The sequence below is a fragment of the Mycobacterium sp. genome, assembly GCF_036490025.1.
GTDB lineage: Bacteria > Actinomycetota > Actinomycetes > Mycobacteriales > Mycobacteriaceae > Mycobacterium.
Map to the genome: position 1 here is coordinate 27,352 of NZ_DASXEP010000001.1, position 20,164 is coordinate 47,515.

The 20,164-nt window shown below is 66.1% G+C and carries 20 protein-coding genes and 2 pseudogenes; 9 read left to right on the forward strand and 13 right to left on the reverse strand.

The genetic code is table 11. The annotated features are described in order from the left end of the window. Nucleotides 1–21: 21 nt before the first annotated feature. Nucleotides 22–1,026, reverse strand: coding sequence for an SMP-30/gluconolactonase/LRE family protein (locus tag VGG53_RS00155; RefSeq protein ID WP_331515910.1), 1,005 nt, complete (start codon nucleotides 1,024–1,026; stop codon nucleotides 22–24). 9 nt (nucleotides 1,027–1,035) lie between these two features. After that, complete coding sequence (locus VGG53_RS00160; RefSeq protein WP_331515911.1) at nucleotides 1,036–2,367, reverse strand: aspartate aminotransferase family protein; 1,332 nt, start codon at nucleotides 2,365–2,367, stop codon at nucleotides 1,036–1,038. Nucleotides 2,368–2,426: 59 nt separating this feature from the next. Between VGG53_RS00160 and VGG53_RS00165 the strand changes: the two genes are divergently transcribed. Beyond that, nucleotides 2,427–3,392, forward strand: coding sequence for a sigma-70 family RNA polymerase sigma factor (locus VGG53_RS00165; protein WP_331515930.1), 966 nt, complete (start codon nucleotides 2,427–2,429; stop codon nucleotides 3,390–3,392). Here the strand turns inward: VGG53_RS00165 and VGG53_RS00170 are convergent. From VGG53_RS00170 to sdhC, 5 genes and pseudogenes are all read right to left on the reverse strand, one after another. Further along, nucleotides 3,331–3,963: pseudogene (locus VGG53_RS00170) on the reverse strand (carboxymuconolactone decarboxylase family protein); the annotation flags it as partial. The gene VGG53_RS00165 and the pseudogene VGG53_RS00170 overlap by 62 nt on opposite strands. Before the next feature lie 78 nt (nucleotides 3,964–4,041). Next, nucleotides 4,042–4,845, reverse strand: coding sequence for a succinate dehydrogenase iron-sulfur subunit (locus VGG53_RS00175; RefSeq protein WP_331515912.1), 804 nt, complete (start codon nucleotides 4,843–4,845; stop codon nucleotides 4,042–4,044). After that, nucleotides 4,845–6,599 carry a succinate dehydrogenase flavoprotein subunit gene (gene sdhA, locus VGG53_RS00180; protein ID WP_331515913.1) on the reverse strand — a complete coding sequence of 585 codons (1,755 nt, stop codon included), beginning with the start codon at nucleotides 6,597–6,599 and terminating at the stop codon, nucleotides 4,845–4,847. Before sdhA ends, VGG53_RS00175 begins: the two co-directional genes overlap by 1 nt. A gap of 3 nt (nucleotides 6,600–6,602) precedes the next feature. Continuing rightward, nucleotides 6,603–7,073, reverse strand: a complete 471-nt coding sequence (locus tag VGG53_RS00185; RefSeq protein WP_331515914.1) for a succinate dehydrogenase hydrophobic membrane anchor subunit — start codon at nucleotides 7,071–7,073, stop codon at nucleotides 6,603–6,605. Continuing rightward, nucleotides 7,070–7,501, reverse strand: a complete 432-nt coding sequence (gene sdhC, locus VGG53_RS00190; RefSeq protein ID WP_331515931.1) for a succinate dehydrogenase, cytochrome b556 subunit — start codon at nucleotides 7,499–7,501, stop codon at nucleotides 7,070–7,072. The genes VGG53_RS00185 and sdhC overlap by 4 nt, the downstream gene beginning before the upstream one ends. A gap of 190 nt (nucleotides 7,502–7,691) precedes the next feature. Here sdhC and VGG53_RS00195 point away from each other — a divergent pair, with 190 nt between their 5' ends. The 3 genes from VGG53_RS00195 to VGG53_RS00205 are packed head-to-tail and all read left to right on the forward strand — an operon-like array spanning nucleotide 7,692 to nucleotide 10,482. Continuing rightward, nucleotides 7,692–8,105: a cytidine deaminase gene (locus VGG53_RS00195; protein ID WP_331515915.1), complete on the forward strand. Its 414-nt coding sequence runs from the start codon at nucleotides 7,692–7,694 to the stop codon at nucleotides 8,103–8,105. Further along, nucleotides 8,102–9,397 (forward strand): thymidine phosphorylase, encoded by a 1,296-nt coding sequence (locus tag VGG53_RS00200; protein ID WP_331515916.1) that lies wholly within the window; start codon nucleotides 8,102–8,104, stop codon nucleotides 9,395–9,397. The genes VGG53_RS00195 and VGG53_RS00200 overlap by 4 nt, the downstream gene beginning before the upstream one ends. Beyond that, nucleotides 9,394–10,482 (forward strand): adenosine deaminase, encoded by a 1,089-nt coding sequence (locus tag VGG53_RS00205; protein ID WP_331515917.1) that lies wholly within the window; start codon nucleotides 9,394–9,396, stop codon nucleotides 10,480–10,482. The genes VGG53_RS00200 and VGG53_RS00205 overlap by 4 nt, the downstream gene beginning before the upstream one ends. Nucleotides 10,483–10,489: 7 nt before the next feature. Here VGG53_RS00205 and VGG53_RS00210 read toward each other — a convergent pair whose 3' ends face one another. After that, on the reverse strand, nucleotides 10,490–11,311 hold the full coding sequence (locus tag VGG53_RS00210) for a mycofactocin-coupled SDR family oxidoreductase (RefSeq protein ID WP_331515919.1): 822 nt from the start codon (nucleotides 11,309–11,311) through the stop codon (nucleotides 10,490–10,492). Between the two features lie 75 nt (nucleotides 11,312–11,386). Between VGG53_RS00210 and VGG53_RS00215 the strand changes: the two genes are divergently transcribed. Next, entirely contained in the window at nucleotides 11,387–11,830 is a 444-nt protein-coding gene (locus VGG53_RS00215) for a nuclear transport factor 2 family protein (RefSeq protein ID WP_331515920.1), read from the forward strand. Between the two features lie 18 nt (nucleotides 11,831–11,848). Here VGG53_RS00215 and VGG53_RS00220 read toward each other — a convergent pair whose 3' ends face one another. Together VGG53_RS00220 and VGG53_RS00225 are read right to left on the reverse strand one after the other, a co-directional pair. Further along, nucleotides 11,849–13,123 carry a primosomal protein gene (locus tag VGG53_RS00220; RefSeq protein ID WP_331515921.1) on the reverse strand — a complete coding sequence of 425 codons (1,275 nt, stop codon included), beginning with the start codon at nucleotides 13,121–13,123 and terminating at the stop codon, nucleotides 11,849–11,851. 38 nt (nucleotides 13,124–13,161) lie between these two features. Continuing rightward, nucleotides 13,162–13,983, reverse strand: a complete 822-nt coding sequence (locus tag VGG53_RS00225; protein ID WP_331515922.1) for an alkaline phosphatase family protein — start codon at nucleotides 13,981–13,983, stop codon at nucleotides 13,162–13,164. A gap of 248 nt (nucleotides 13,984–14,231) precedes the next feature. Here VGG53_RS00225 and VGG53_RS00230 point away from each other — a divergent pair, with 248 nt between their 5' ends. Then, nucleotides 14,232–15,611 carry a PE-PPE domain-containing protein gene (locus VGG53_RS00230; RefSeq protein ID WP_331515923.1) on the forward strand — a complete coding sequence of 460 codons (1,380 nt, stop codon included), beginning with the start codon at nucleotides 14,232–14,234 and terminating at the stop codon, nucleotides 15,609–15,611. Nucleotides 15,612–15,781: 170 nt separating this feature from the next. Beyond that, complete coding sequence (gene upp, locus VGG53_RS00235; RefSeq protein ID WP_331515924.1) at nucleotides 15,782–16,405, forward strand: uracil phosphoribosyltransferase; 624 nt, start codon at nucleotides 15,782–15,784, stop codon at nucleotides 16,403–16,405. On the opposite strand, the gene VGG53_RS00240 is transcribed toward upp, so the two are convergent. The 3 genes from VGG53_RS00240 to VGG53_RS00250 are packed head-to-tail and all read right to left on the reverse strand — an operon-like array spanning nucleotide 16,406 to nucleotide 19,200. Further along, a complete protein-coding gene (locus VGG53_RS00240) occupies nucleotides 16,406–17,986 on the reverse strand; it encodes a phospho-sugar mutase (protein WP_331515926.1) in 1,581 nt (526 codons plus the stop codon). It lies immediately after the preceding gene. A gap of 1 nt (nucleotide 17,987) precedes the next feature. Next, nucleotides 17,988–18,794 carry a purine-nucleoside phosphorylase gene (locus VGG53_RS00245; RefSeq protein WP_331515927.1) on the reverse strand — a complete coding sequence of 269 codons (807 nt, stop codon included), beginning with the start codon at nucleotides 18,792–18,794 and terminating at the stop codon, nucleotides 17,988–17,990. Between the two features lie 10 nt (nucleotides 18,795–18,804). Next, entirely contained in the window at nucleotides 18,805–19,200 is a 396-nt protein-coding gene (locus VGG53_RS00250) for a MarR family winged helix-turn-helix transcriptional regulator (RefSeq protein ID WP_331515932.1), read from the reverse strand. 87 nt (nucleotides 19,201–19,287) lie between these two features. On the opposite strand from VGG53_RS00250, the gene VGG53_RS00255 reads away from it, so the two are divergent. Beyond that, on the forward strand, nucleotides 19,288–19,926 hold the full coding sequence (locus tag VGG53_RS00255) for a TIGR03086 family metal-binding protein (RefSeq protein WP_331515928.1): 639 nt from the start codon (nucleotides 19,288–19,290) through the stop codon (nucleotides 19,924–19,926). Nucleotides 19,927–19,967: 41 nt separating this feature from the next. Continuing rightward, nucleotides 19,968–20,164, forward strand: a pseudogene (locus VGG53_RS00260) (amidohydrolase); the annotation flags it as partial.

The window sequence follows — 20,164 nt, forward strand, 5'->3', positions numbered from 1 at the left end:
GCATCGTCGCAGGCTGGGCATCTACAGCTCGGTGGCTGCCAGGTCCACGTGCGCGACGGCCGGGAAGCTAATCGTGCCCATCCACAGCTTGCCGGCCGCCTCGACCACGCCGGTGACGGCGCCGAAGTCCGGATGCTTGGTGCGCAGGCCGGCGACGGCCGCACCGCTGTCCGGGTCGAACGCGACTGCCCAGACTTCCGGCTTGATCTGGAGCTGCAGCCGATCGGGCAAGCGCCACGCCAATTTACGGATGATCGGGGCCCGCGGCAGCATCCATTCCAGCACCGCGTTCGCTTCGCTCACCATCGCGGTCCAGATTCGGCCGTCGGCACCGGTGGACACATTGTCGGGCATTCCTGGCAGGTTCACCGCCAGCGGTGTCACCGATCCGGCCTGCGGCCCAGTCAGCCAGTACTTCGACAGGCGGCGCGCCTGGGTCTCGGCGAATACCAACGCCGACCCGTCCGCCGTCTCGGTCAACCCGTTGGCGAAGTACAGCCCGTCGACCAGCGTGGCGACGTTGCCATCCCTGTCGAGCCGGTATAGGCAGCCGCGGCCGCGCGCCTCCACGATAGGTGCGGTGAAGTGCTCGAAATTAAAGTCGGGCGTTGATTCGGTGAAATATATTGTGCGATCCCGTGTTTCGGTGACGTTCGAGCAGAATTTGAGTCGTCTGCCCGCGATTGATTCGACAAGCACATCCAGCTTGCCGCTGACCGAGTCGAGGGCGAGCAATCCACGATAGCTGTCGCAGATCAAGACTCGGCCATCACCAGCGATGTGCAGACCGAGTGGACGCCCGCCAGTGTTGGCGATGACCGCGGGCACGCCGCCACCGGCCGGGATTCGCACGATGCGCCCGTCCTCGAGTCCCGTCCACAATTGGCCGGCCGAGTCGGCGACGACGTCCTCGGGCCCATTTCCTGGGAGCGGGACGACCGTAATGTCCGCGTCCGGCATGTCGGGCAACGGCTCGACCGGGGGCGGTTGCCACCGGACCGGGTCAATACCTGGTTTGCGCCCCATGCCCAAACTTTAGAGTCGCGCGCGGGTCGCCGTAAGCACATCCCGCAGGATGGCTTCGATGGTCTCGAACTCGACAGGCCCGCTGATCAGCGGGGGTGCGATGACGATCGCAGGGTCGCCGCGGTCGTCGGTGCGGCAGTACAACCCGGCTTCGAAAAGGCCCGCCGACACTCGGCTCAACAGCGAGCGCTTCTCGTCGCCGTCGAAGGTCTGCTTGGTCTCCTGGTCTTTGACCAGTTCGATGGAGTAGAAGTAGCCCTCGCCGCGGACATCCCCGACGATCGGCAGGTCGTATAGCCGCTCCAGGGCGGCGCGCAGCGCGGGGGACTGCTGTTTGACGCGGTCGTTGAGGCCCTCGCGCTCGAAGATGTCGAGATTGGCCAACGCGACCGCCGCCGACACCGGGTGCCCGCCGAAGGTGTAGCCGTGCGGGAACATCGTGTCGCCGTCGTTGAACGGCTCGAACACCTTCTCGCTGGCGATCATCGCGCCCAGCGGCGAATACCCCGACGTCAACCCCTTGGCGCAGGTGATCATGTCGGGCAGGTAGCCGAAATCATCACAGGCGAACATCGACCCGATGCGGCCGAACGCGCAGATCACTTCGTCGGAGACCAGCAGCACGTCGTAGTCGTTGCAGATCTCCCGGACCCGTTCGAAATACCCCGGCGGCGGCGGGATCGAGCCGCCCGCGTTCTGCACCGGCTCCAGGAAGACCGCGGCGACGGTGTCGGGTCCCTCGAACTCGATGGCCTCGGCGATCCGATCGGCGGCCCACCGCCCGAAGGCCTTGACGTCGTGCTGGAACGGTTCGGGCGCACGGTAGAAGTTGGTGTTCGGCACCCGAAAGCCGCCAGGAGTGACCGGCTCGAACGGAGCTTTGTACTTCGGCAGGCCGGTGATCGCCAGCGCTCCCTGGGTGGTGCCGTGGTAGGCGACCGCCCGCGAGATGACTTTGTGCTTACCGGCTTTGCCGGTGAGCTTGAAGTACTGCTTGGCCGCCTTCCACGCGGTCTCGACCGCCTCGGTGCCGCCGCTGGTGAAGAACACCCGGTTCAGGTCGCCCGGAGCGTAGCGCGCGAGCCGCTCGGAGAGCTCGATCGCGGTCGGCGTCGCGTATCCCCACAGCGGGAAGAACGCCAGCGTCTCGGCTTGCCGGGCCGCGGCTTGGGCGAGTTCGGCGCGGCCGTGGCCGACCTGCACTGTGAACAGACCCGACAGCCCGTCGAGGTAGCTTTTGCCGCGGTCGTCGAAGATCGTCACCCCTTCGCCGCGGGTGATGATCGGCGGCGTGATGCCCGGGCCGTGCCGGGCGAAGTGCAGCCAGAGGTTGTCGAGCATCGTGTTGGTGAAGGTTACGCTCGGGTCATGACCTCCGCGGAGCAGGCCGCCCGGTGACGATGCGGAACGCGCAGCGTTCTGAGGAGGAGCCGGGCAATCAGGTCAGCGAATTCGAGGCGTTGCGGCCACATCTGGTGGCGGTGGCGTATCGATTGACCGGAACAGTGGCCGATGCCGAGGACATCGTGCAGGACGCCTGGCTGCGCTGGGATGCCGCCGAGAACCGCCACCAGATCGGTGATTTGCGGGCATGGTTGACGACGGTTGTGAGCCGGCTGGGTCTGGACCGGCTGCGTTCGGCGGCCCACCGGCGGGAAAGCTATGTGGGCCAATGGCTACCGGAACCGGTGGTGACCGGTTTGGCCGGTGACGACCCGCTGTCGGTGGTGGTGGCCCATGAGGACGCCCGGTTTGCGGCGATGGTGGTGCTCGAGCGCCTGTCTCCCGATCAGCGGGTCGCGTTCGTTCTGCACGACGGGTTCGCGGTGCCGTTCGCCGACGTGGCCGACGTGTTGGGGACAACCGAGAGCGCCGCCCGCCAGCTCGCGTCGCGGGCCCGCAAGGCCGTCACTGCGTCGCCGCCGCCCGAACCTGACCCCTCGCACAACGAGGTGGTCGGCCGGCTGATGGCCGCGATGGCCGTCGGCGACCTGGAAGCCGTGGTAGCGCTGCTGCATCCCGACGTGAGCTTCGCCGGCGATTCGAATGGCAAGGCGCCCACGGCGGTTCAGGTGATCCATGGGGCGGACAAGGTGGTCCGGTTCATGTTCGGTCTTGCGCAACGCTACGGCCCGTCGATGTTTTCGGAGTCTGCGCTGGCATTGGTCAATGGCGAACTCGGTGTTTACACGGCCGGCTGTCCCGCCACCGACGGGTACCGTGAGATGCTGCCGCGGATCACGGCCGTGACAGTGCGAGACGGAAAGGTCTGCGCGCTATGGGATATCGCCAATCCCGATAAATTCACCGGCTCTCCGTTGCGGTCTCGTCGAGCCACGGAACCCGGCATGCGTCACCGGAATTGAAACCCTGCTCGGTGATGCCCAACGCGGAATTCATGCGGGCGCGCATGTTCTCCACCCCGATCTGATAGGTCAGCTCGATCACGCCGTTGTCACCGAAGCGTCGACGCAAATCGCCGACCTGCTCGTCGGTGACGGTGTGCGGATCGGTGGTCATCGCATCGGCGTAGGCGATGGCGGCTCGTTCATCGTCGGTGAATCGCGGTGACGTGGCGTAGTTGTCGATGTCCTGGAGCCGCTCTACGTCCAGGCCGTCGAGACGCTGCAGCATGGATCCGAAGTCAACACACCAGGAGCAGCCCACCGTGCGCGCGGTCCACAACACTGCCAGCTCACGCACGTTGGCAGGCAGCTTGCGTGACGCCGACCGCAACATCGTCTCGTGCACGGCGTTGGCGACCAGCAGGCGCGGATGGTGAGCTGTCACCGCGAACGGCTCGGGAACTTCGCCGAAACGCCCTTTGGCGTACCGGTACATGACGCGGATCAGCCAGTTGGCCCGTTTCGGAGGTAAGGGTTCGATGCGGGTTTTCGGTGTCATATCCATCAGACGAGACGACCCGCGAATGTGTGACACAGCCCCGTGAGCAGACGCAGAGTCGCACGCTCAGGGCCCGCACAGTGCGATTCTGCGACTGCTCGCCGAGGAAACTCAGCGGGTGAACATCAACGCGCGCTTGACCTCTTGGATCGCCTTGGTCACCTCGATGCCGCGCGGGCAGGACTCGGTGCAGTTGAACGTGGTGCGGCAGCGCCACACCCCGTCGACCTCGTTGAGGATGTCGAGTCGCTCGGCGGCGGCCTCGTCGCGGCTGTCGAAGATGAAGCGGTGCGCGTTGACAATGGCCGCGGGGCCGAAGTAGCTGCCCTCGGTCCAGAACACCGGACAGCTGGTGGTGCACGCCGCGCACAGGATGCATTTGGTGGTGTCGTCGTAGCGGGCGCGGTCGGTCTGGCTCTGAATCCGTTCCCGCGTCGGGGGATTGCCGCCGGTGATCAGGTAGGGCTTGACCGCGCGGTAGGCGTCGAAGAACGGTTCCATGTCGACGATCAGATCTTTTTCCACCGGCAGTCCGCGGATCGGCTCGATCGTGACGGTCAGCCCTTTTTTGGGCTTGCTCGGCAGCAGGTCGCGCATCAGTACCTTGCATGCCAGCCGGTTCTTGCCGTTGATCCGCACCGCGTCGGAGCCGCACACGCCGTGCGCGCAGGACCGCCGGAAGGTCAGGGTGCCGTCCAGGTAGCTCTTGACGTAGATCAGCAGGTTGAGCAGCCGGTCGGTTGGCAGGCAGGGCACCCGGAAGCTCTGCCACCCGCCGGAATCCGCGTACTGGTCCGGGTTTTCCGGGTTGAACCGGGAGATCCGCAGGGTCACCATCACCGAGCCCTCGGCTATCGGTGGCAGTGGCGGGTCTCCGGCCGGCACGGTCGGGACGTCCGAGACATCCGAGCTCATCAGTACTTCCGTTCCTTGGGTTCGTAACGGGTCTGCACCACCGGTTTGAAGTCCAGCCGGATGTCACTGAGCAGATCGCTGCCCTGTTTGTAGGCCATGGTGTGGCGCATGTAGTTGGTGTCGTCGCGGTTGGGGTAGTCCTCCCGGGCGTGGCCGCCGCGAGTTTCCTTGCGGTTCAACGCACCGACGACGGTGACTTCGGCCAGCTCCAGCAGGAAGCCGAGCTCGATTGCTTCCAGCAAGTCGCTGTTGAAGCGCTTGCCCTTGTCGTGCACCGAAATTCGGGAATACCGCTCTTTGAGCGCATGAATGTCGGTAAGAGCCTGCTTGAGCGTCTCCTCGGTGCGGAACACTGCGGCGTTGTTGTCCATCGTCTGCTGCAACGCGCCGCGGATGTCGGCGACCCGCTCGTTGCCGTGCTCGGACAGGATGTCGGCGACCCAGCCGACCACCATCGACGCCGGGTTCGGCGGCATGTCGACGAAGTCGTGGCCTTTCGCGAAATGGGCCGCGGCGATTCCGGCGCGACGACCAAAAACGTTGATATCCAACAGCGAATTGGTGCCCAGCCGGTTGGCGCCGTGCACCGATACGCATGCGCATTCGCCGGCGGCGTACAGACCCGGCACGGTGTCGGTGTTGTCCCGCAACACCTGACCGGTGATGGTCGTGGGGATACCGCCCATCACATAGTGACATGTCGGGTAGACCGGAACCAGCTCGGTGACCGGGTCCACCCCGAGATACGTGCGGGCGAATTCGGTGATGTCCGGCAGTTTGGCGGCCAGCACATCCGCACCAAGATGGCGGACGTCGATGTAGACGTAGTCCCTGTGCGGGCCGGCGCCGCGGCCCTCCAGCACTTCGCGCACCATCGAGCGGGCGACGATGTCGCGGGGTGCCAGGTCCACGATCGTCGGCGCGTAGCGCTCCATGAAGCGCTCGCCCTCGCCGTTGAGCAGCCGGCCGCCTTCGCCGCGTACCGCCTCGGAGATCAAGATGCCGAGACCGGCCAAGCCGGTCGGATGAAATTGATGAAATTCCATGTCCTCCAAGGGAAGTCCCTTTCGGAACACGATGCCGATGCCGTCGCCGGTCAAGGTGTGCGCGTTGGACGTGGTCTTGTACATCCGGCCCGAGCCGCCAGTGGCGATCACGACGGCCTTGGCGTGGAAGATGTGAATCTCTCCGGTGGCCAGTTCGTAAGCGATCACGCCGGTGGCGACGGGGCCGCTGGGGGTCTGGGTGAGCGCGAGGTCAAGCGCGTAGAACTCGTTGAAGAACTCCACGTCGTGCTTGACGCAGTTCTGGTACAGCGTCTGCAGAATCATGTGGCCGGTGCGGTCGGCGGCGTAACAGGATCTGCGCACCGGGGCCTTGCCGTGGTCGCGGGTGTGCCCGCCGAAGCGGCGTTGGTCGATGCGGCCTTCAGGAGTCCGATTGAACGGCATCCCCATCTTCTCCAGGTCGAGCACCGCGTCGATGGCTTCCTTGCACATGACCTCCACCGCGTCCTGGTCGGCGAGATAGTCGCCGCCCTTGACGGTGTCGAAGGTGTGCCATTCCCAGTTGTCGTCTTCGACGTTGGCCAGCGCCGCGCACATGCCACCCTGGGCCGCACCGGTGTGGCTGCGGGTCGGGTAGAGCTTCGTCAAAACCGCTGTGCGCACCCGAGGTCCGGCCTCCACGGCCGCCCGCATGCCGGCACCGCCGGCGCCGACGATCACCACGTCGTAACGGTGTTCGCTGATCACCGGTCAGCCTCCGATGTTCGGGTCGAACGTCAACAGCACATAGGTTCCCAGCACCAACGTGAACACCATCGACAATGCCAGCAGGGTGTTCAGCCAGAAGCGAGTGGAATCCTTGCGGCTGTAGTCGTCGATGATAGTGCGAAGGCCGTTGCCGCCATGCAGCTGCGCGAGCCAGAGCAGCAGCAGGTCCCAGGTCTGCCAGAACGGCGAATGCCAGCGCTGCGCAACGTAGTTGAAGTCGATCCGATAAACGCCGTCTTGCCACATCAGCATCACGAATAGATGCCCCAGCGCCAAGAACACCAGCACGATGCCGGAGAACCGCATGAACAGCCAGGCGTATTTCTCGAAGTTCGGCATGCCGGCGCGTCGGCGTGGGGCGCGCGGGTTGTCCAGGCTGGCCGGGCGGTCGTGGCTGCGCTGCCGGATCGGCGCGAGCTTCCCGCGGCCGAGCTGAAGATCGGGGGAACTCATCGCAAGTGCCCGATCATGTGGACGGCGATGACGACGGCGGCCGGGACGATCACCAGCAGCCACATCACGCCGATCGTCCACAACATCAGCCGTTGATAGCGCGGGCCCTGTGCCCAGAAGTCGATCAAGATGACCCGGATGCCGTTGAGCGCGTGGTAGAGCACCGCGGCCACCAGCCCGAGCTCCATCAAGCCCACGATCGGTGTCTTGTAGGTCGAGATCACTTCGTCGTAGGCCTGCGGGCTGATCCGGACCAGCGCGGTGTCCAGCACGTGGATGAACAGGAAGAAAAAGACGGTCGCACCCGTGATGCGGTGCAGCACCCATGACCACATCCCCGGATCACCCCGATAGAGGGTGCGGCGCAGACGCCGTGTGCGCGATGATCCGTCCGGCCTGGCCGGATTCGCAGATGTCGTCGTCGTCATCAGCGTCTCCACTTCTGTCACTGCAGTGGGCTACTTAATTTAGTCCCATTCTTACGGTCAAATCAGCCGCTTCGTGTCCGGCGCCGCTTTCGTCCGCGCAGAACCTAGGCTGGCCTTGTGAATTAGCCAACACTGAATGGGACTGAACGGGGTAGTCGGATGCATTGCGATCACACGGGGTATCGGGGCCGTGCCCGCCGCGGTTGACTGGAAACAGCTGCGGGACAAAGCAATCCAAGCAGCAGACGGTGCTTATGCGCCATATTCGAAGTTTCCGGTAGGCGCCGCCGCGCTGGTCGACAGCGGTCGGATGATCACCGGCTGCAATGTGGAGAATGTCTCATATGGCCTGGGTCTCTGCGCTGAGTGCGCCGTGGTGTGCGCTTTGCATTCGACCGGTGGCGGCAGGCTGGTCGCACTCGTCTGCGTGGACGGCGCCGGCGCACTGTTGATGCCGTGCGGCCGCTGCCGTCAGGTGTTGTTGGAGCACGGGGGACCGGATTTGCTCATCGATCACCCCGACGGGCCCCGGCGGCTCGGCGACTTGCTGCCCGACGCGTTCGGTCCGGATGACCTCGCGACTTACCACCGGGGCCGCGGATGAACCGCCACGATGCACCGACGCTGATCAGAGCAAAACGCGACGGGGGTCGGCTGTCGGACACCGCGATCGACTGGATCATCGACGCCTACACCGACGGGCGGGTGGCCGACGAGCAGATGTCGGCGCTGCTGATGGCGGTGTTCCTGCGTGGCATGGACTACCGCGAGACCGCACGCTGGACGACGGCCATGGTGGCCTCGGGGGAGCGGATGGATTTCACCGACCTGCGGCGTGGCGGCAGCCCGCTGCGGACCGTCGACAAACATTCCACCGGCGGGGTGGGCGACAAGATCACGCTGCCGCTGGTGTCGGTGATCGCCGCGTGCGGTGGCGCCGTGCCACAGACCTCCGGCCGCGGACTCGGGCACACCGGCGGCACCTTGGACAAGCTGGAGTCGATCGCCGGCTTCACCGGGCAGCTAACCAGCCAGCAAGTGCGTCAACAGCTTTGCGATGTCGGCGCGGCCATCTTCGCGGCCGGGCAGCTGGCCCCGGCCGACGCGAAACTCTATGCGCTGCGCGATATCACCGCCACCGTCGAATCGCTGCCGCTGATCGCGAGTTCGGTGATGTGCAAGAAGATCGCCGAGGGGGCCGGTGCGCTGGTGCTCGACGTCAAGGTGGGCTCCGGCGCGCTGCTGCGTTCGGAATCGCTGTGTCGCGAGTTGGCCGAAACCATGGTCGCACTCGGCGCCGAGCATGGGCTGCCGACCTGTGCGGTGTTGACCGACATGAATCGTCCACTGGGCGCGGCCGTCGGCAACGCCGTCGAAGTCGCCGAAGCGCTGGAGGTATTGGCCGGCGGTGGCCCGCCCGATGTGGTGGAGCTGACCGTGCGACTGGCTCGCGAGATGATCGAGATCGCCGGTATCGACCGGCGGGATCCGGAGCAGACATTGCGCGACGGGACCGCGATGGACCGGTTCCGCGCACTGATCGCCGCGCAGGGCGGGGACTTGTCCGTACCGTTGCCGGTTGGTAAGTACTCCGACACCGTCACCGCCGCCCGAAGCGGCACAATGGGCGATATCGACGCAATGGCGGTGGGGTTGGCGGTGTGGCGGCTCGGAGCGGGCAGATCCCGTCCGGGCGAACAAGTCCAGCCCGGGGCCGGGATCCGGATCCACCGACGTTCCGGATGTCCGGTGGCAGCTGGTGAGCCGCTGTTCACGCTGTACACCGATACTCCGGAACGTTTCCAGCCGGCGATGGCCGAGCTGGATTCGGGTTTCACCGTCACCGATGCGCCGCCGGTCCGGCGGCCACTGATCATCGATCGGATCACCCGATGACGACGCCACCGAGCCCGGAGACGATCAAGCGGGCACCCAAGGCGTTACTGCACGACCACCTCGACGGCGGCCTGCGCCCGGCGACCGTGATCGACATCGCGGGCCAGACCGGCTACGACGGCCTGCCGGCCACCGACGTCGACGAACTTGCCCGGTGGTTTCGCACCGCCTCGCACAGCGGATCGCTCGAGCGTTACCTCGAACCGTTCTCGCACACCGTCGCGGTGATGCAGACGCCCGAGGCGTTGCACCGGGTCGCCTACGAATGTGTGGAAGACCTGGCCGCCGACTCGGTGGTCTACGCCGAAGTGCGGTTCGCCCCCGAGCTGCACATCAACCGCGGACTGTCGTTCGACGCCGTCACCGACGCGGTGCTCGCAGGTTTCGTCGACGGGGAGAAGGCGGCCGCCGCGGCAGGGCGTCCCATCGTGGTGCGCTGCCTGGTCACCGCTATGCGCCACGCCGCGGTGTCCCGCGAGATCGCCGAGCTGGCGATCCGGTTCCGCGACAAGGGCGTGGTCGGTTTCGACATCGCCGGCGCGGAGGCCGGTTACCCGCCGACCCGGCATCTGGATGCGTTCGAGTACATGCGAAACAACAATGCCCGCTTCACAATTCATGCCGGTGAGGCGTTCGGACTGCCGTCCATTCAGGAGGCGATCTCGTTCTGCGGCGCCGATCGGCTGGGCCACGGGGTGCGTATCACCGACGATATCGAGGTTGCCGGGGATGGCGCGGTACACCTCGGTCGGCTAGCGTCGATTCTGCGGGACAAGCGGATTCCGCTCGAGCTGTGTCCGAGTTCCAACGTGCAGACCGGGGCGGTGGACAGCATCGCCGAGCACCCGTTCGACCTGTTGGCCCGGGCGCGATTCCGGGTGACCGTCAACACCGACAACCGGCTGATGAGCGATACGACGATGACTCGTGAAATGTCGGTTCTGGTCGACACATTCGGCTACGGCTGGATTGAACTCCAGCGGTTCACCATCAATGCGATGAAGTCCGCGTTCATCCCGTTCGATCAGCGGCTGGCGATCATCGACGAGGTGATCAAACCGCGCTACGCCGTGCTGGTGGGGTAGCGGCCGGCTACATGACGATGTGGCCGGCGTCGACGGGCACCGCTATGCCGGTCACGTAGCGGGCCCGCGGGCTGACGAGCCACAGCACCGCTTCGGTAACGTCTTGCGCCTCGACCAGCGGAACGTCGGGCAGCAGAGTTTGCGAAACGGCCGGGTTGGGGTTCGCGGTCATCCCGTTGATCACGAAGTCGTTGATGATCATCGGTGTCGCAACACCGCTGGGGTTGACCGAGTTGACCCGAATCTTATGTGGTGCATACGCATTCGCTGCTGAGCGCATCAGGCCCACCACGCCGTGCTTGGACGCGGCGTAGGCGAACATCGCGGCGCTGCCGTCGCCGCCGCGACCGATCAAGCCTTGCGACGAGCTGACCAAAACGACCGACCCACCCCGTCCCTTGCGGATGATGGACGGCACGGTCGCCAACATCGTGTGCCAGGCACCCTTGAGATTGGTGTCGACGATGGTGGTGAATACCGGTTCGGCGCGCGCGTCCGGGTCGCCGATCGCCACCACTCCGGCGTTGGCGATGACGATGTCGATGTCGCCGAGTTCGTCGATGCCGGCCTGCACGCCGGCCTCCAACGCTGCCAGCTCGCGAACATCGGCGACGACGGGCACCACGTTGCGATCGGCCTCCTGCACCAGCCGTACGGTCGTCTCGAGATCGGATTTGGTCGCCAGCGGGTAGGGGATCGCGTCGACATCGCTGCAGATGTCGACCGCGATGATGTCGGCGCCCTGCTTGGCCAGCGCGACGGCATGGCTGCGGCCCTGACCGCGCGCCGCGCCGGTGATGACGGCGACGGTGTTGTCGAGTTCACCCATGACGGGAAAGGTACCTGCCGATTCGACCCAAAACGACCGAGACGCAGGGCAGGTCTGCCACGATTGGGACTCGACATGACCGATAGTGCACGCGAGATCGCCAACCTGATTTACCGCTACGCCGAACTCCTGGATGCCGGCGATTTGGACGGAGTGGCCGGGTTGTTCGCGCACGGGCACATCTGCGGAGTCGAAAACGGGCCGCCGGAGACGGTATTCAGCGGAGTGGCCGGGGTGCGGCAGATGTATGAGATGGCCACCCGGATCTATGAGGATGGCACCCCGAAGACCAAGCACAACACCAGCAATGTGCAGCTCGAGATCGACGAGACCGACGGTGCGGCGCGCAGCACGTCGTACTACTGCGTCACGCAGGCAACGGCCGCCCTGCCGTTACAGGTCATCGTGACCGGGCACTACAAGGACACCTTTCACCGTCTGGGCGGCGTCTGGTGGTTCGACAGTCGCACCATGTTCGTCGATCAGCTCGGCGACGTCAGCCAGCACCTGAAGTTCTGAAGCCGGCGGCTTGCGGCGTTATTCGCGCCTCATCCGCGACTCCACGAACCGCTCGAGTTCCTCCCACGCCCGTACCGCCTTCGCGTACGGGGGCGCGGGCTTGCTGACCGAGTCGGGGTCGAGGACATAGGCCGCAAGGTGACCCAGCGGCTGGTCGGCCGCCAGCGCCTCGTCGACGGTGTTCTCCTCGGCGTAGTCGCCGACATCGCGAAGGAACTCGATAGCCAAATCCAGCTGCTCGTGATCCAGCGCATCCGGACCGTCGGCGAAATCGCCGGCCAACCCGGTCAGGACGTAGACGTTGTCGTCGGTGATATCGATGTGCAACGAGCCATCGGTTGCCGCCGTGCGAATGTCGTCATAAGTGCTCAAGTCCGACAAATCGTGGTCGTGTTCATCGGCGAGATATCTGGCCAGCGCCCGCTCCGAGCCGAACACGCTGATTCTTCCGTTGCGCCCCAAGAAGATCGGGCGATCGTCGAAGTAACAGCGCAGGCTGTAGAAGGTGCCCGCGCCGGTCAGGATGCGGATCGGGTCGATGCCGACTTTCACCCAGAAATCCTCGTCGCCGCCGAGCACCACGTCGCCGTCACCGGCATGGGTCGTCCCGGCATCTTCAGGGTCCTTTACGGCCACGGTCTCCTGCTCGTCGGCGGCCCCGAGCCCATCCTCTTCGAGCGGTTCGACCTCTTCGACCGGTTCGGCCAGTTCGGCCGCGGCGACATCGGACACCGCGGTGTCCACCTTGGGGATGCTGACGATCTCCTCGACGGCGCTGAGCACGTCATCCCAGCTGCGCGCCACGACGTCGGCGATGGCATTCCAGCGCTTGAGCCCGGCCTTACCGGTGAAATGGTCGATGCCCCCGCTGAGCGTGCCCAGCGCGGGGTTGCCGTTGAAGAACTTCATCACTGCCGGCAGCTCGCAGACCGACCCGATCGACGCGACGATCGTCAACGTGTTCGCCAGCGCTGTCAGCGATTCTGCGGTCGGCTTGTCCGACACCAGCTCTTCGACCGCAACCAGGTCGAAGTGCTTGTCGTCGGCGGGCTCCAACTTGTGCGCGTTGGCCTCGGTCAGCGCTTTCCACGCCGGGTGGTCGACGAGATCGTTGTCGGTATTGGTGCGCACGAACGCGACCAAGTCGGCAGGTGTCTCGAAAATGTAGAGGTCTTCGTCTTTGCCGAGAAACGCCTCCCACTCGTCACCGGCGTCACGCCAGCGGGGTGCCCACACGGTGTAGCGGTCACCGTCGGTCAGGCTCAAGCGGATAGGCACGAGGTCAGCAGGCATGCGGCACACAATAGCGACGACCGCGCGCCGGACCGGGGTCAGGCACCCCAGATGTCGGTGATCGCGGGGGCCCGCGTTGCGTAGCCGAGCTTGGGCAGCCCGTACATCTGCTCGAGGGTGGACAGCACGTTGTAGTGACTGATCGGCTCGTCGTAGCTGCCTGGCCGCACGTTGGCGCCGTAGAACACGGTCGGAATCTGGTTGCGGGCGGTGTTGTCGTCCTCGTCCCAGGTCAGGATCAGCAGGCTGTTGTTGGCCCTCGCCCACGAGGCGTATTGCGACAAGTTCTGGTACAGCCACTGGTCGCCCTGCGCGATCGAGCCGTCGTGCATGTCGTTGTCGAGGTTGGGGATGACCATCGAGACGGTCGGCAGGCCGGCGTAATTGGACGGAGCCGGAAACGCCGAGAACGGAAGCGAGCGCGAGTTCGGGATGTTGGTGAAGCTGGCCCACGGCACGTGCTTGCGGGCGTATTTGCCGGCCCGGCACTCCGCCGAGCCCGGCGCGGGCAGGCTTTCCGCGAAGCCCGCGAACGTGTAACCGGCGGCGAGCAATTGCGAACCGAGGTTGGGCGCGTCGCCGGCGTTGACCGGGCAGACGTTTTCCTTGACCAGCGTGTTGCCGGCGAACAACGCGTAGTAATTCGGTTCGCTCGGGTGCACTTCGGCGAACGACTGCGCCATCATCGCGCCATGGGCGGCCAGCTGGTTGATGAACGGGGCTGCCTTGTTCCCGATGATGTTGGACTGCGAGCGGTTCTCTTCCACGACGATGACGATGTGCGCGGGGGTCGGGACGGCGGCCGCCTTGATGTCGACCCACGAGCTGTCCGGAGCATCTGGGGGCGTCGGCCACGACATCAGCGCTGTGGCAACAATCAGGACGCCAAAGAGGCTGACCGTTCGATTTCGCCCGCCATTCCGCCCAAGTCGGCCTCGCATGGCGGGAGTATATGGACGGTTCGGCCGGCTGTTCGGGACGCGCGCGCCGGCATCGCGCGCCGCGTTCCTGAGAAAATTTTGTGACTTTACCGCGTGGCGTGACCTGCAAGCCCTACGATTCAGCCACGCCGGAGTCGGGGGTGCCACCCGCGGACAGGGAGGTCTCGATGACGCATGTGCGGTCTCGTTCGCTGGGTGCGGCGTTCTCGGCGGCCGCGCTGGGCACGGCCTTGGTGATGATGACACCGTCCGGAGTGCGTGCGCTGCTGGCTGAGGTCTCATTGATCGCCAACGACGGCTGGATCATGGGCGGCACCGGGAACCCGATACCCGACTCGGACTATCTCAACAGCGTCGAGGGGCTCTACCTGAGCCAGTTCTCCGGGTACAACTTTCAGGGCCTGGAGACCCCGGAGCAATTCTGCCCGATCGTCTGCGATGCCGGCCAGCCCAATCTGGGTTTCGGCGACTCGGTCAACGCCGGGGTCGGCGACCTCAACGGTGTCGTGGTCCCGGCGCTACAGGACGGCGACAACGTCGCGGTACTCGGCTACTCGCAGAGCGCGACGATCGCCACCGTGGAGATGGATAACCTGCTCAACAACACGCCGCCCAACGTGGATTTGGACAACCTGCACGTCACGCTGCTCGGCGATCCCAACAGCGCGATCGGCGGCATCCTGGACCGCTTCCAATTCCCGGACGGTTTCGGCGCTTTCAGCTTGACCCCGGAAGGCCAGCACATTCCGTTCCTCGACATCCCGATGAGCCTGGAAACCACCCCGCTCAGTGGGATATCGACCGACATCTACATGGGCGAGTACGACGGATGGGCCGACTTTCCCTCGGACCCCAGCAACCTGTTCGCCGACTTCAACGCACTGCTCGGCATCGAAACCGTGCACCCCTATTACCCGGACCCCGATCCCGGCGTGAACCTGGACACCACTCACATCATCGATCTCGGATCGATCGGTGACACCAACTTCTATGCGATCCCCGCGCCGCTGCCGATGTTGGCGTTCATGTACGACGGCGGGCCCGCCGGGCAGTTCTTCTACGACTCCTTCAGCCCGTTCGCGACGCTGGTGGACGACTGGGGCTACGGCAACCCGGGTGACCCGGGTGCCGGCATCCCGGTCGACGGGATCGACCCGATCGGTGTTGCCGGGCCCTGGCAAGTCGATGCGACCGGGCAGCTGGTGGCTTCCGGCGTCGCCGGTTTCATCCCCAAGATGGACCCGCTGCAGATGCTGGCCGGCGTGGAATACGCCGCGGCGCAGACGTTCATCGGGCCGGTCAACGACCTGCTGCAGGACGCCGGTCAGCCGGAGTTGCCGGCCTCCTTCGTCAACTCGCTGCTCTCGCTCTACGACCTGACCAACGGGCTGGACACGTCGCTGCTGACGACGTGGACCGATCTGACCGCGAGCATCCCGTCGTTGGCTCCGGACGCCATCCTCGATGGTGCGCCGCTAATCTCCGCGCAGCCGCTGGTCGACCTCGTCGGGTACGGGTTCGACATCTTCAACTTCTTCGGCGCGTGAGACACCCGAGTCACACCTGCAACATGAACCGGGCATGCGCCACTTTTTGGAAATGATGGCGCAGGTGATATCACGGGTCGGTTCAGCAAGAGTGATATCGCGGACGCTCTCAAGTTAGAGAATGCACCATTCCCTCACCGAGGGACTGCTGAGACTGGTGGGATTGACCTGTGGACGTGCACGTCGTTGACCATCCGCTGGCCGCGGTCCGGCTGACCGCGCTGCGCGACGAGCGCACCGACAACGCGGCATTTCGCGCCGCGCTGGGCGAGCTGACGCTGATGCTGGTCTATGAGGCGACTCGTGATGCGCCACGCGAGAATGTGTCTGTGCGCACGCCATTGGCCGAAGCAGCCGGCACCCGGCTGGCCAATCCGCCGCTGCTGGTGGCGATATTGCGGGCCGGTCTGGGCATGGTCGACAAGGCTCACGCGCTGCTGCCGGAAGCGGCAGTGGGTTTCGTGGGTGTCGCCCGCGACGAGGAAACTGCGCTGCCCACACCGTATTTGGAGTCGCTGCCGGACAATCTGCGTGGCCGGCCGGTGATCGTCCTCGACCCGATGTTGGCCACCGGCGGGTCGATGACGCACACCATCGAGCTGCTGCACCGCCGCGGCGCCGACGACATCACCGTGTTGTGTGTGGTGGCTGCCCCGGAAGGTGTTGCGGCGCTGGAGAAAGCAGCGCCGCACGCGCGACTGGTCACCGCGGCGATCGACAACCGCCTCAACGACGCCGCTTATATCGTGCCGGGCCTGGGCGACGCGGGCGATCGCCAGTTCGGACCGCGCTGATTACCACCGCCGCACCGCAGCCGCGAGTTGGTCACACAGCTCGGCGGCGCGCCGACGGGCACCGGCCCGGACCTCGATGTAGAACTTGACTTTCGGTTCGGTGCCCGAAGGGCGGACCACGACTCGGGCCGACGTGTCGGCGTCGCCGCCGGTGAAGATCAGCGCATCAGTCTGTGGCATCAGATCCGTTGTAGCCGAATCGAAGTCGATGAGGTGGGTGGGCGGCGACTCCCGTAGACGTCGCATCAGCGCGGCGGCCTCGTCTGTGTCGCGCACCGGCCGCGACACCGCAGCACCGATATGCACGCCGAAGCGGCGGGCGAGGTCGTCGAGTGCGTCGAGCACCGATCGCTGCGAGTCTTTCAGCGTCGCAACCAGATCGCAGATCAGCACCGCGGCGGTGATGCCGTCCTTGTCCCGGACCGCCGCCGGGTCGACACAGTGCCCGATGGCTTCTTCGTAGGCGTACACCAACGTGCTGTCGGGTAGGTCAGCGTCGGCGCGGGCCAGCCACTTGAAACCGGTCAGGGTCTCGGCGCATTGTGCACCCCAGTGCCCGGCGATCGCGGAGAGCATTCGCGACGACACCACCGTGCTGGCCACCACGCTGGCGGCACGGTCGCCCGGATCGATGCGCGACAGAATGAAATCACCGAGCAGCCAGCCCGTTTCGTCACCGGAAAGCATTCGCCATCCCGTTGGCGTCGGTATTCCGACCGCACACCGATCGGCGTCGGGATCAAGCGCGATGGCAATGTCGGCATCGACAGCGGCGGCCAGCGTCAGCAGTGCGTCGGTGGCGCCGGGTTCTTCGGGATTGGGAAATCTGACGGTCGGGAAGTCGGGATCGGGGGCGAACTGGCTGGCGACGGTGTGTACGTCGAGCAGACCGGCACGCCGCAGCGTTTCGATGGCCACCGCGCCGCCCACTCCGTGCAGGGGCGTCAGCGCCACCCGAACCGGACCCGTCGACGAGCGCCGCACCCGGGCGGCCCGCTCGATGTACTGCTCGACCAATCCGGAGTCGACGGGTTCGACGTGCTTCCGGGGGATCTCGTCGGCGAACGGTGCTGCGGCGATAGCGGTTTCGATCTCGCGGTCGGTGGGTGAGACGATCTGGATTCCCCCGTCCAGGTACACCTTGTAACCGTTGTCGGCCGGCGGGTTGTGTGATGCGGTGATCTGGATCCCGGCCGCGGCACCGGTGTGCCGGACCGCGAATGCCAGCACCGGTGTGGGGACCGGATGCGGAAGTAATGCCACCGAAAAGCCGTCGGCGGCAAAGACTTCAGCGGTCGCCGCGGCGAATGATGCCGACCCGTGTCGGGCGTCGCGGCCGACGATCACGGTCGAGCCGGCAAGTCCGCGACCGGCGAGCACCGTCGTCACCGCCCAACTGGCGCGCAGCACCACGGCGAGGTTCATCGCGTCGGGACCGCCCCGAACCGGGCCGCGCAGCCCCGCGGTGCCGAATGTCAGCGGCCGGGAAAACCGAGCCGCCAGCTCGGCCTGACCGCATCCGGCGAGCTCGGCGGCCGTCACCGGGTCCGGGTCGTGCGCGATCCAATCTTCCGGGGTCACGCTACAGCCGTGCGACCACGTCGGCCAGCAGTGAACCCATCCGAGCGGCCGATGCCGCGCCGGTGGCGAGCACCTCGAGATGGCTGAGCGGCTCACCGGTGATTCCGGCGGCCATATTGGTGACCAGCGAGACGCCCAGCACCTCCGCGCCCGCCGCGCGCGCCGCAATCGTCTCGTGCACGGTGGACATGCCGACCAAGTCGCCGCCGAGCGCGCGCAACATCCGGATCTCGGCGGGCGTCTCGAAATGCGGGCCGGGCAGCCCGGCGTAGACGCCTTCGGGCAGTTCCGGGTCGACCTCACGGGCCAGCGTGCGCAGTCGCCCGGCGTAAGCGTCGACCATGTCGATGAACTGGGCCCCGACCAGCGGCGATCGCGCGGTCAGGTTCAGGTGGTCGCTGATCAACACCGGTTGGCCCACGGTGAAGTCCTCGCGTACCGCACCGGCGGCGTTGGTCAGCACCACGACGCGTGCGCCGGCCGCACAGGCCGTCCGCACCGGGTGCACGACGTGCCGCAGCCCATGCCCTTCGTAGGCGTGCACCCGACCGGCCAGCACCAGCACGCGGTGCTCGCCGATGCCCACCGAGAGCACTTGACCGGGGTGGCCGACCGCCGACGGTGGGCTGAATCCGGGCACGTCGGCCATCGGCAGGATCGCGGTCGGTTGGCCGAAAGCGGACAGCGCCGGCGCCCAGCCGGATCCCAGCACGATCGCCGCGTCATGCTCGGTGATCCCCGTGCGATCGGCGATGAATTGGGCCGCCGTGCGTGCGCGCGCCCCGGAATCGGGCGGACCGTCGTTCACAGTCGGCAGCCTAATCGGCGCCGCGGCCGCTGAGTTGGCGCAGCGCACGCAGAAACGCATCCCGGTCGCCGGCCGACAGCTGTCCGAGCCAGCGCTCCTCCCCGCGCTGGATGGCCGCCTGCGCCGCGTTCTTGACGGAGCGGCCCGACTCGCTGATCTGGAGCAGGCGGGCGCGGCGGTCGTCGGGGTCGGGACTCCGTTGGATGTAGCCGCGCTCCTGCAACTCGTCGAGGGTGGGAATGATGCGGGTCTTGTCGGCCCCGATGGCCTCGGCGAGTGCGGCCTGGGTGCGGATCGGCGAGCGATCCAGGGCGGTGAGAACGATGTAGCCCCACATCGACAGGCCATGCTCGGTCAGCACGGGCAGCTCGGCGGCCACGGTTTGGCGGGCCAACTCTGCCAGCATCTCCGCGAGGTCTGGACGCGTCGCCTTGTGCGCCACGTTCTGATGATAAGGGTAGACAGATTATACGCGAGCGCATACGATACGCGTATGCATACGAATAGCGATATTCGCCCCTTCCACCGAAGCGCCGTACTGGCATCCGTTGAGGTGGTCTCGACTGTCACCGTCGACGACCTGTCCAGGGTGACGCCGTGTGTCGGCTGGAGTCTGGCCGAGCTGCTCGCCCATATGACGGTGCAGCATCGCGGATTTGCCGCCGCCGCCCGCGGACACGGTGCTGACCCGGAAATATGGCAGCCCGGCACCGTCGCCGACGCGATCGCGGCCGACCCGGCCGGCGCCTATTCCGCGGCCGCTGCCGACGTGATCGACGCGTTCGCCGGCGCCGATGTGCCCGATGCGGTGTTCGCGTTACCGGAATTCGGACCGGGCGCAACCTTCCCGGGTTCGGTGGCGATCGGTTTTCACTTGGTGGACTACGTCGTGCACGGCTGGGACGTCGCTCGCACGATGGGGCAGTCCTTTGAGCTTCCGGCCGACGTCGTCGCGGCCGCATTGCCGTTGGCGTTCGTGGTGCCCGACGGAGACTTCCGCACCTCCGAGGGCGCGGTGTTCGGCCCGGCAATCCCGTCGACGGAGCCGGCCGATGACCTCGATCGCATCCTGGCTCATCTCGGCCGCTCCCCGCAGTGGCAACCGGCCGTCGCGGCCGGCGATCCCCGCTAGTCGTTGTGCCGGCCGGTCATCGGCGGTGAGATACTGCGACGATGGCCCCAACCCCGGTGCTGGATCGCGTCGAGGACACGGTGCGGCGGCGCAGCACCGACCTCGTCGAGTTGTCGCATGCGATCCACGCCGAGCCCGAGTTGGCGTTCGCCGAGCATCGCAGTTGCGCCAAGGCGCAAACGTTGGTGGCTGAGCGGGGTTTTGAGATCACCGCGGCAGCCGGTGGGCTGGACACCGC